The organism is Streptomyces sp. NPDC002276, assembly GCF_053891435.1.
The window spans coordinates 79,368-90,255 of the sequence record NZ_JBSFCQ010000028.1 but is presented as its reverse complement, the minus strand read 5'-3'; the positions used below and the strand labels follow the sequence as shown (position 1 = coordinate 90,255).

The 10,888-nt window shown below is 70.6% G+C and carries 10 protein-coding genes; 6 read left to right on the top strand and 4 right to left on the bottom strand.

Annotated features, from left to right (window positions below; all coding sequences use genetic code 11):
• Nucleotides 1-192 precede the first annotated feature (192 nt).
• From ACWIHT_RS42980 to ACWIHT_RS42970, 3 genes are all read left to right on the top strand, one after another.
• Nucleotides 193-489 carry a hypothetical protein gene (locus ACWIHT_RS42980; protein WP_456174071.1) on the top strand — a complete coding sequence of 99 codons (297 nt, stop codon included), beginning with the start codon at nucleotides 193-195 and terminating at the stop codon, nucleotides 487-489.
• A gap of 166 nt (nucleotides 490-655) precedes the next feature.
• Nucleotides 656-1,678, top strand: coding sequence for a phosphotransferase family protein (locus ACWIHT_RS42975; RefSeq protein ID WP_456174070.1), 1,023 nt, complete (start codon nucleotides 656-658; stop codon nucleotides 1,676-1,678).
• 6 nt (nucleotides 1,679-1,684) lie between these two features.
• On the top strand, nucleotides 1,685-2,899 hold the full coding sequence (locus tag ACWIHT_RS42970) for an acyl-CoA dehydrogenase family protein (RefSeq protein ID WP_456174069.1): 1,215 nt from the start codon (nucleotides 1,685-1,687) through the stop codon (nucleotides 2,897-2,899).
• A 64-nt stretch (nucleotides 2,900-2,963) separates the two neighbouring features.
• Here the strand turns inward: ACWIHT_RS42970 and ACWIHT_RS42965 are convergent, their stop codons facing one another.
• On the bottom strand, nucleotides 2,964-3,530 hold the full coding sequence (locus ACWIHT_RS42965; RefSeq protein ID WP_456174068.1) for a hypothetical protein: 567 nt from the start codon (nucleotides 3,528-3,530) through the stop codon (nucleotides 2,964-2,966).
• Between the two features lie 199 nt (nucleotides 3,531-3,729).
• Between ACWIHT_RS42965 and ACWIHT_RS42960 the strand changes: the two genes are divergently transcribed.
• Both ACWIHT_RS42960 and ACWIHT_RS42955 read left to right on the top strand, forming a co-directional pair.
• Nucleotides 3,730-5,724 carry a sensor histidine kinase gene (locus ACWIHT_RS42960; RefSeq protein ID WP_456174067.1) on the top strand — a complete coding sequence of 665 codons (1,995 nt, stop codon included), beginning with the start codon at nucleotides 3,730-3,732 and terminating at the stop codon, nucleotides 5,722-5,724.
• Nucleotides 5,721-6,422, top strand: coding sequence for a response regulator transcription factor (locus ACWIHT_RS42955; protein WP_456174066.1), 702 nt, complete (start codon nucleotides 5,721-5,723; stop codon nucleotides 6,420-6,422). The genes ACWIHT_RS42960 and ACWIHT_RS42955 overlap by 4 nt, the downstream gene beginning before the upstream one ends.
• A 7-nt stretch (nucleotides 6,423-6,429) precedes the next feature.
• Here ACWIHT_RS42955 and ACWIHT_RS42950 read toward each other — a convergent pair whose 3' ends face one another.
• The 3 genes from ACWIHT_RS42950 to ACWIHT_RS42940 are packed head-to-tail and all read right to left on the bottom strand — an operon-like array spanning nucleotide 6,430 to nucleotide 9,493.
• On the bottom strand, nucleotides 6,430-7,023 hold the full coding sequence (locus tag ACWIHT_RS42950; RefSeq protein ID WP_200714572.1) for a TetR/AcrR family transcriptional regulator: 594 nt from the start codon (nucleotides 7,021-7,023) through the stop codon (nucleotides 6,430-6,432).
• Between the two features lie 26 nt (nucleotides 7,024-7,049).
• Entirely contained in the window at nucleotides 7,050-8,732 is a 1,683-nt protein-coding gene (locus ACWIHT_RS42945) for a class I adenylate-forming enzyme family protein (protein WP_456174065.1), read from the bottom strand.
• A complete protein-coding gene (locus ACWIHT_RS42940) occupies nucleotides 8,729-9,493 on the bottom strand; it encodes an SDR family oxidoreductase (protein ID WP_427923458.1) in 765 nt (254 codons plus the stop codon). Before ACWIHT_RS42940 ends, ACWIHT_RS42945 begins: the two co-directional genes overlap by 4 nt.
• 158 nt (nucleotides 9,494-9,651) lie before the next feature.
• Between ACWIHT_RS42940 and ACWIHT_RS42935 the strand changes: the two genes are divergently transcribed.
• A complete protein-coding gene (locus tag ACWIHT_RS42935) occupies nucleotides 9,652-10,872 on the top strand; it encodes an exo-beta-N-acetylmuramidase NamZ family protein (protein ID WP_456174064.1) in 1,221 nt (406 codons plus the stop codon).
• Nucleotides 10,873-10,888: the final 16 nt, after the last annotated feature.

The following is a 10,888-nucleotide window of genomic DNA, read 5'->3' as shown; positions in this document are numbered from 1 at the left end:
CGAGCCCGCCGCTTAGCTGGTCCCCACGCCGTCCACTGTGACAACACCAGAGGGGCACAACCGCGGCGGGCTCGCCGTACCGCCACGCCCCCGACCCCACCCCCGGCGCCACGCGGCCGAGATGACCCGATACGCGGCGTTTGCATGACAGCCTGTGCGACGTCATCCCCCGCACCTCCGAAGGTGAGCACCATGACCACCCTGCACCTGGAGCACTCCGCGCACACCCACGCCCACGGCCCCGACTGCGGCCACGCCCCGGTCCCGCACGGCGACCACGTCGACTACGCGCACGACGGCCACCTGCACCGCGAGCACGGCGGCCACTGGGACGAGTGCGAGCCCGGCGGCCATGTCGCCCACCAGGAGCACGCACACCAGCACGGCCAGGACTGCGGCCACGAGAGCGTGCTGCACGGCGACCACATCGACTACGCCCACGACGGCCACCGCCACGCCGAGCACAACGGCCACTGGGACGACCACTGAGCCGACAGACAAGGCACCCGACAGCTCCCCGCCGCCCCGCGCGGGGAGCTGTCGGCCTATCGTGGCCCCTCGTGGCCCCGGTCACGTTTCACTCCCCCACTGGACGACATACCGACCGGTCGGCATGATGGTGCACGACCTGTTCGTCCATTCACAGGAGTGATGTATGAGCCCCGACCACCCGCCCGGACTCGATCTCGACCGGCTGCGCGGTCTGCTCGACCGCGAGCGGCCCGGTCTGGTCACCGCGCCCCTGTCCGGCCGGCTGATCGAGGGCGGCAGGTCGAACCTCACCTACGCGGTCACCGACTCCACCACCAAGTGGGTCGTACGACGCCCCCCGCTGGGCCACGTCCTGGCCACCGCGCACGACATGAAGCGCGAGCACCGGGTGATCAGCGCCCTGCACCCCACCAACGTACCGGTGCCGAACCCCGTACTCCTCTGCGAGGACGACGACGTACTGGGCGCACCCTTCTACGTCATGGAGTTCGTGGAGGGCACCCCGTACCGCACCGCCGACGAACTGCTCCCACTCGGCCCGGACCGCACCCGGGGCGCGGTGCTCGAACTGGTGGACACCCTGGTCGAGTTGCACGCGGTGGACCCCGCAGCCGTGGGCCTCGCGGACTTCGGCCGCCCCGAGGGCTTCCTGGACCGCCAACTGCGCCGCTGGGGCAAGCAGTTGGCGGCATCCCGCAACCGCGAGCTGCCCGGCGTGGAGGAGCTGCACGCAGCCCTCGGCCGCCGCCTCCCCACCTCCCCCACCCCCACGGTGGTCCACGGCGACTACCGCTTGGACAACGTCCTCATCGGCGAGGACGACAGGATCAAGGCGATCCTCGACTGGGAGATGTCGACGCTCGGCGACCCCCTCACGGACCTGGGCCTGCTGGTGATGTACAGCATCCCGCTGGAACTCCCCAACTCCCCCATTTCCACGACCGCTTCGGCCCCCGGCCACCCGACACCCGCCGAGCTAATCGAGCGATACGCCGCGCGCTCGGGACGCGACGCGTCGTCGGTCGCCTGGTACACGGCGTTCGCGTGGTTCAAGCTCGCCGTGATCCTGGAGGGCATCCACTACCGCTACACCCTGGGCCAGACCGTCGGCCGCGGCTTCGACCGCATCGGCGAACTGGTCCCGGTCTTCATCGAGCACGGCCTGACCACCCTTCAGGAAGGCTGATCCACCATGGACTTCGCGTTCGACGCACGCACCGAGGAACTGCGCGCCAAGCTCCTGGCCTTCATGGACGAGCACGTCTACCCGGCCGAAGCCGTGGCGGAAGAGCAGCGCGCCCAACTCCCCTCCCCCTGGGACACCCCGGCCGTAGTAGGGGAGTTGAAGGAAGAGGCCCGCAGCCGAGGCCTCTGGAACCTCTTCCTCCCGGACGCCGAGTACGGCGCCGGCCTGACCAACCTCCAGTACGCCCCCCTCGCCGAAATCACCGGCCGCTCCCCGCACTTGGCCCCCACCGCCCTGAACTGCGCGGCACCGGACACAGGAAACATGGAGGTACTCGCACAGTTCGGCGACGAACAACAGAAAAAGCAGTGGCTGGAGCCGCTACTCGCAGGCGAGATCCGCTCCGCATTCGCGATGACAGAACCAGAGGTGGCTTCCTCGGACGCCACCAACATCACGACCCTCATCGAGCGGGACGGCGACGACTACGTCATCACGGGCCGCAAGTGGTACATCTCCGGGGCGATGAACCCGGACTGCAAGATCTTCATCGTGATGGGCAAGACGGACCCGACAGGCGCCGACATCCGCCGCCAGCAGTCGATGATCCTCGCCCCCCGCGACACCCCCGGCGTCACGGTCAAGCGCGCGATGCAGGTCTTCGGCTACGAGGACCACTCCCACGGCGGCCACGCCGAGGTGATCTTCGACCACGCGCGGGTACCGGCGACGAACCTGATCGGCGAGGAGGGCGGCGGCTTCGCCATCGCCCAGGCGCGGCTGGGCCCGGGCCGTATCCACCACTGCATGCGGCTGATCGGTATGGCCGAGCGGGCGATCGAGTTGATGTGCCAACGGGCAGTGTCCCGAGTCGCGTTCGGCAAGGCACTCGCCCAACAGGGCGTCGTCCACAACTGGATCGCGGACGCCCGGGTAGCCGTGGAACAACTAAGGCTGCTGGTCCTGAAGACGGCATGGATGATGGACACCGTAGGCAACAAGGGTGCCCACGCGGAGATCCAGGCCATCAAGATCGCCACGCCCCGCACGGTGGTCGGCATCCTCGACAAGGCGATCCAACTGCACGGCGCGGGCGGTGTCAGCCAGGACTTCCCGCTGGCGGAGCTGTACGCGAGCGCCCGCACGTTGATGCTGGCCGACGGCCCGGACGAGGTGCACCAACGATCTCTCGCCCGCCGGGAGTTGAAGAAGTACCTGTAGCAAAACGAATGGGCTGGAAGGGATACGCGAACCCCCCTCCAGCCCATTCCCCCCGAGGCGATGGTCAGTTGGGCGTGCTCGCCTTCAACGTCCAGCCCTGCCGGCAGGTGTGCCCGAAGGTCCCGATGTCACAGCCCTCAACGACGAACACATACGCGCCAGTGTTCCGCTCCTGCACCCGGATCCGCCCGCCCGTCCCCCCGCCGAACTCCCGCTGGGTCCCCCCAGGGTCGGAGGCGCTCGTCCAGCGGACCAGGAACGAGTCGTAGCGGTGCTCAGGGGCCGTCGTACCCCAGTTGAAGTAGGCGTAGCCGCGGTCCTCCCACGCGGCGACGACCATGTTCGAGCCCTGGCGGGGCGACCACGTGGCGGTGCCGTAGGTGAAGTACTGGCGCTTCCCGGCGTAGGCGCCGTTCAGGTACACGTCCCTGGTACCGGTGGTCGGACAGCCCAGCCACCCACCGCCCCCGCCGAGCGCGCTCCACCGCTGATAGATGTGAGGCTCGTTCACCGCGATACCGCACCCGGCCCGCGCCGGAGTCTGCGCGGCGGCAGGCACCGCCGCCGTACCGCCGAGAGCGAGCACGGACCCCAGGACAACGCCGGTCAGGCGCCGCTTCGTTGACAGCATGGTGTTCCCCCGTTGGTTCCCGTTGGTTCCTGTCGGTCGATCCGGCGGTGCGTGCGCCCGCCGTTCCGCTGCTACGAGCATCACGGCGACGGGGGCCGGGAGTTGAGGGGAAGCCCCCGGGCAACGCCGGGGACCTCTCCCGGGTGGTCCGGGAAGCGTTCCCATGACACCCGGGTGCCGGGCCCCCACGATGGGACGCATGGAAGACCGCGACGGGCGCACCCGGCCCCACTCGGCCGCCGCGTACGCGCTGTTGGGCCTGGCGGCACTCCAAGTGGCGGTCGGGTCGGCCGCGTTGGCGGCGGCCGACGTCTCCCTCACCGACCTGGTCCACTACGACATGGTGGTCGACCTGGCGGTGGGCCTCGCCTACCCGGTCTGCGGCACGGTGATCGCGTTGCACCGCCCCCGCAACCCCATCGGCTGGCTGCTGATCGCCTACGGCCTGGGCCACGCGTTCACGGGCATGTCGATCGGACTGGCCGTAGAGGGGCTGCGGTTGGGCTGGCCGCCGGACGTACTGCACGCGGTCACGACCGTCGGCCGCCACAGCTGGATCCTCGGCAGCTCCACTGCGTTCGTGCTCGTCTTCTTCCTCTTCCCCGACGGCCGGCTGCCCGACCACCGCTGGCGCTGGGCCCTGGCCGCCCAACTCCTGTCCTCCCCACTGGACTTCGCGATCTGGGCCCGGGACGACTGGGGCCTGTTCCGCGGCACGCCCGCCCAACCCTCGTACCTCCCGGTGCCGGACGGCTGGATGCCCGTCCTGCGGGACGTGGAGACCGCCAAGGCCTGCCTGGTACTGGCCGCCGTGTTCGCCGTCATGGCCGTCCGCTACCGGCGTGGCGGGGAACAGGACCGCCGCCGACTCCTGTGGCTCATCGCGGGCATGCTCCCGCTGGCACTGAGCGTGGCCCTCCAGATCCTCGGCTTCCCGGCCGTCTACACCTCGTGCTGCACCCTGTTCCTGCCGACCGCCATCATGATCGCCGTGGTCCGCGAGGAACTCCTCGACATCCGCCTCGTCGTCTCCCGCAGCCTCCTCTACGGCACGCTCACGGTCGGCGTGATCGTCACCTACGTCGGCCTCGTCACCTCCGTGCAGGCCCTCGTCAACCCCGACCCCGCCCTCCTCGGCCCGGCGCTGATCACCGTCACCCTGGCCCTCGCCTTCGCCCCCGCCCGCCGCCTCCTCCAACGCATGGTCGACCACGCCCTCTACGGCGACCGGCACGACCCGGTGCGCGCGGTCTCCCGCATCGGCGAACGGCTGGCCGGCACCGGAGTAAACGCGATCCCCGAGGCGGTCGGCGAGGCGCTGCGGCTGCCGTACGTCTGCGTGGAGTCGAAGTCCGGGGTGACGGACGGCAGTTGGGGCGAGCCGGGCGAACGCATCCACGCCATACCCCTCGACTACGACGGCAGGACCGTAGGCGCCCTGGTGATCGGGCTGCGCCCCGGCGAACAGCAGCCGACACCCGCCGACCTGGCCGTACTCGAACTGCTCGCCGTACCGCTGGCCGCCGCGCTCCACGCCACCGACCTCACCCGGCAGTTGCAGCACTCCCGCGAACGCATCGTGGCCGCGCGCGAGGAGGAACGGCGCCGGATCCGCCGCGATCTGCACGACGGGCTCGGACCGACCCTCGCCGGAGCGGCCTTCCAGGCGGACGCCGTCCGCAATCTGCTGGCGTTCGATCCGGAGCGGGCGGCGGAGCTGCTCACCGAGTTACGCTCCGAGGTCGGCGGCGCGGTCGCGGAGGTGCGCCGCCTGGTGGACGGGCTACGGCCCCCGGATCTCGACCAGTTGGGGCTGCTGGGCGCACTGCGGGAACGTGCGGTGCGGCTGTCCTGGCGGGCGGACGGCATCCCGCTCCAGGTGCGGGTCCAGGCACCCGAGCGGCTGCCCGCCCTGCCCGCCGCGGTCGAGGTGGCCGCGTACCGCATCGCGATCGAGGCACTCACCAACGCGGCCCGGCACGCCCGCGCCTCCCGCGTCGACCTGCGGATAGAGATCGGCGACGGGTTGCGGCTTGAGGTGTCCGACGACGGTTCGCCGACCGGCGAGGAGACGGCATGGACACCCGGCGTGGGCATCACGTCGATGCAGGAGCGCGCGGCGGAGCTGGGCGGCCGGTGCGTGGCGGGGCGCGGGCGGGTGGTGGCGACGCTGCCGCTGGGAGGCGTGACGTGACGGAACACGACGTGACGGAACAAGAGGACGACACCGACGCGCTGCGGGTCGTACTCGCCGATGATCACCCCGTGGTCCGCACCGGGTTGGCCGCGCTGCTGGAGTCCGTGCGGGACGGGACCCCGCGGGTGCGGGTCGTCGGAGTCGCGGCGAGCGGGCGGGAGGCGGTGCGGGCGGCGGTGACCCTGCGTCCGCACGTCATGGTGATGGACATCCGGATGCCCGACGTCAACGGCATCGAGGCGACCCGCGAAATCGGCCGGGTCGCGCCCCGGGTCGCCGTGCTGATGCTCACCATGGTCGAGGAGGACGACTCGGTGTTCGCCGCGATGCGGGCGGGCGCCCTGGGCTATGTCCTCAAGGGCGCGGGCCAGGACGAGATCGTCCGGGCGATCCGCGCGGTGGCCGCCGGTGAGGCCATCTTCGGCCCCGGTGTCGCCCGGCGCGTGCTCGGCCAGCTCAGCAGACCGCCCGACCGGCCCGACCCGTGCCCGACGCTCACCCCGCGCGAACGGGACGTACTCGCCCTGATCGCCGACGGTGAGCCCAACTCGACGGTGGCCACCCGGCTGGGCCTGTCCCCCAAGACGGTCAGCAACCACATGTCGGCGGTCCTGGCCAAACTGGGCCTCCCGGACCGCGCGGGAGCGGCGGCCTGGGCCAGGGAGGCGGGACTGGGACGCCCACCGGACACGTGACCGCGGATCAGGGGCGCAGTGCCCGCAGCAGCAGGTCCGCGAGGTGGTCGGCGACTTCCTGGGGGCTGAGCGGGCCGCCCGGCCGGTACCACGTCGACAGGTGGTGGACCGAGCCGAAGTGGTAGTCGACGACGAGGTCCGCGGGGGTCGCCGTGGAGAAGACGCCCTCGCGCTGGCCCTCCTCCACCAGCGCGCGGAAGCGCTCGTGGTAGCGGCGGCGCTCGGCGCGCACCTGTTTGTTCTTCTCCGGGCTCAGATGGTGCATGGACCGGAAGAAGATCGACGCGTCGTCGAGGTTGTCGATCGTCGTCACGACGACGTCGGCCGCAGCCGCCCGCAGCCGCTTCTCCACCGGCTCGTCCGCGCCCGCGAACACCTCAAGACGCTCCATCTGCACACGCAGCACGCGCGCGTACACCTCGTGCAGGAGGTCGTCCTTGGAGCCGAAGTAGTGGTAGAGCGCCCCCTTGGTGACCCCTGCCGCCTCGACGATCTCCTGCACCGAGGTGCGGTCGTAGCCCTGCTCGGCGAAGAGCCGGGTGGCGGCGGCCAGCAGCCGCTGCGGGACGGGAGCCCCGTCTCCGTCGGTCGTCCTGGGCACTGCCGCCACCTGCCTTTCCTAGGTGTTCACTCGCTGTCGTGCGACCGGGAACGCAGTTCCCGCCGGAGGATCTTCCCACTTGCCGTCTTCGGCAGCTCGGGCAGGATCTCCACCTGGCGCGGGTATTTGTAGGCGGCCAGTCTCTCCTTGCAGTACACGGCGAATTCATCCGGGTCGGTTTCGGCGCCCGGACGGAGACTGATGTACGCCTTCACGGTCTCGCCCCGGTACCCGTCGGGCACCCCGACGACGGCCGCCTCGCGTACCGCCGGGTGGGTGTACAGGACGTCCTCGACCTCGCGCGGCCACACCTTGAAGCCGGACGCGTTGATCATGTCCTTCTTGCGGTCGACGACGTACAGCCAGCCCTCCGCGTCCATGAACCCGATGTCCCCGGTGCGCAGTTCACCGTCCGGGAAGGTCTCGGCGGTGGCCTCGGGGCGCCGCCAGTACCCGGGCACGACCTGCGGCCCGCGCACGACGATCTCGCCCTGCTCCCCGAAGGGGACCTCGTCGCCCTGGTCGTCGACGATCCGTACGACGGTGTCGGGCCCTGGCACGCCCACGGCCAGCGTCCCGGACGCGGGGTCGACGGGCGCCTCCAGCTGGGGCGGCACGGAGGCGCAGGGCGCGGTGCACTCGGTGAGGCCGTAGCCGTTGCGGATGTACGGCCCGAAGCCGGCCCGGAACTTCTCGACCAGGGTGGGCGGTACGGGCGCGCCGCCGGAGGAGATGTTCCGGAAGGACGCGAAGTGTTCGCGGGTGACGGCCGGGTGTGCGGCGAGTGCCATGAAGGCGGTGGACGGGCCGACCGTGTAGTGCGGCTTGTGCTCGGCGAACGCGTCGAGCACGACCCCGCCCTCGAAGCGGTACGCCAGCACCAGCGAGCCCCCGCTGACGAGCGAGGCACCGAGCTGGCACACCATCCCGGTGATGTGGAACAGCGGCGCCATCGCGAAGTAGACGGGCGGGTCCGGCAGTCCGAGCCCGGTGCGCTGCCGTTCGGCGTTGTAGAGGATGTTGCCGTGGGTGTTGGTGGCGCCCTTCGGGGCACCGCTCGTCCCCGAGGTGTAGCTGATCAGCGCGATGTCGGAGGGCACCGGGGCGGGTACTTCGGGCGTCTTGCGCCCCTCCTTGGCGACGGCCACGAGATCGGCCGCGTCCTCGGCCTGCGGAAGCCGCTCGAAGGTGAGCACGCGCGCGTCGTCGCGAGTTTGGAAATCCAACTCACACGCGGTGAGGACGATCCGCACCGGCGGCCCGCTCTCCTCGACCGCAGCCGCGGTCTCGCGCAGATACGACTCCCACGCGCGATCGGAACAGATCAGCGCGGCCACCTCGCCGTCCCGCAGGACATGGGTCACCTCGCCCGACTTGTACATCGGGTTGACGGGCACGACGATCGCGCCCGCCTTCCAGGCGCCGAGCAGCGCGAGCACGAAGTGCGGCGAGTTCTGGAGCAGGATCGCGACCCGGTCGCCGTGCTCAAGTCCCCGCGCGGCCAGGTACCCGGCGACGGAGTCGCTCAGCTCGTCGACCTCTCGGTAACTGAGCGAGCCGTCGAAGTAGGTGAGGAAGGTGCGGTCGGGCGTCTCGGCGACGACCCGTCGCAGGGCGTGCACCAGCGAGTCGTCGGGGCTGACGGGCCCGCGCTGGGCCTCGTTGAGCAGCCCGACCCAGGGCCGGGCGGCATAGCGGGAGTCGGTCACTCTCCGGCCTCCCACTTCTGCTGGATGTGGTTCATGGTGGTCAGCCAGCGGTCCGGTTCGGCGGCCCTGAGCTGGTAGTACCCGGCGACCTCGGGGTGCGGCAGGATCAGGAAGCGCTCCTCCTCGATCCCCGCCATCAGCGCGTCCGCCACAGCGTCGGGCTCGATCGCGGTCGGCTGGAGCACGAGGTCGCCCGCGCTGCCCGTGGCGGCCAGCATGTCGGTGCGGACGCCCTGCGGACAGATGGCGTGGACCTTGATCCCGCGGTGGCGGTACGTCAGCGACAGCCACTCGGCGAAGGCGTACGCGCCGTGCTTGGTGACGCTGTAGGGCGCGGCGCCGATCATGGTGAGCAGCCCGGCGGCCGACACGGTGGACACGAACCGCCCGCCGCCCCGCTCCAGCCACCCCGGAATCAGCGCCTCCGCGGCCCGTACATGGGCCATGACATTGACGTCCCAGGCCTGCGCCCAGACCTGCTCACCGGCGGCTTCGGACCCACCCGAGCCGAGCCCGGCGTTGGCGCAGTAGATGTCGACGGTCCCGCCGAGCGCGTCCCGGGCCTCACCGACAACGGCGGAGGCATCGCCCGGCACGGCGATCCCGCCGATCTCGTCGGCGACGGCTTTCGCACGATCACCGTCCAGGTCGTTGACGACGACCCGGGCCCCCTCGGCGGCGAACCGCCGCGCGAGCGCAGCGCCGATGCCACCCCCGGCCCCCGTGACGACTACCCCGGCACCCTGAACGGCTTCCACCATCGGTCTCCTTCGACTGCGGCTCCACTGCACGGCCAGACTAACCGGTCGGTATGTAACACCGGAAGGGCAGATCCGCTTACGGGCGCGGGGAACGGCGCGACCAGCCACACACAGCCCGCAGCCGACAAACCACACGCGGTAGCACATACCGTGCCGACATGCCCCTCACCAGAAGAGCCCTCCTGGCAGCGACCCCGGCGGCAACCCTCACTCCGACACAGCCCAGGAAGACCGCACTACGCACCGGCTTCGAACAACTCGCCGCACACGACTACACCCAGCTCGACGGCCAACGCATCGGGATCGTCACCAACCCCACCGGCATCACCAGAGACGCCCACCACATCGTCGACGTCCTGCACGCCGGCCCCCATGTGAACCTCACCGCGGTCTTCGGCCCCGAACACGGCTTCCGCGGCACCGCGCAAGCAGGCGGCTCCGAAGGCCGCCACACCGACCCGGCCACCCAACTCCCGGTCTACGACACGTACTTGAAGAGCGGTCAGCCCCTCGCCGACATCTTCGAGGCCTCCGCCGTCGACACCGTGGTCTTCGACATCCAGGACGTGGGCGCCCGCTTCTACACCTACATCTGGACCCTGTACGACTGCATGGAGGCGGCCCGACTCGCCGGCAAACGCTTCGTCGTGCTCGACCGCCCGAACCCGGTGACCGGCCGCAGCGCCCAAGGCCCGGTCCTGCACCGGGAGTTCGCGACCTTCATCGGCAGGCAGCCGATCGCGCAGGCGCACGGGATGACGGTGGCGGAGCTGGCGCGGTTGTTCAACGGGGAGTTCCTCAGGACACCCGTGCCGCTGGAGACCGTACTGATGACGGGCTGGAAGCGGTCGGAGTTCTACGACGCATGGTCGCTGCCGTGGGTGCCGCCGAGCCCCAACATGCCGACGCCGGACACCGCCCTCGTGTACTCGGGAACGTGTCTCTTCGAGGGGACGAACCTGTCCGAGGGGCGCGGCACCACCCACCCCTTCGAACTGCTGGGCGCGGAGGGGATCGACGGCCGTTGGGCGGCGGCGGTGAATCAACTCACCCTGCCCGGTGTGCACTTCAGGGAGGCGTACTTCGCGCCGACGTTCTCCAAGTTCGAGGGCAAGACCGTCGGCGGAGTCCAGATCCACGTCCACGACCGGGCCGCGTTCGACCCCGTGCGCACCGGGATCGCGCTCCTGGTGACCGCCAAGAAGGTCTGGAGCGGCTTCCGTTGGCGCTCGGACCACTGGATCGACAACCTCACCGGGTCCGCGCGGGTGCGTACGGCGATCGACGCGGGCGCGGGCACCGACGAGGTGGTGGCGCAGTGGCAGGAGGAGTTGAGGGTGTTCCAGGGGATTCGAACTGAATACCTCTTCTACAAGTGACTCGTGACGTATGGCC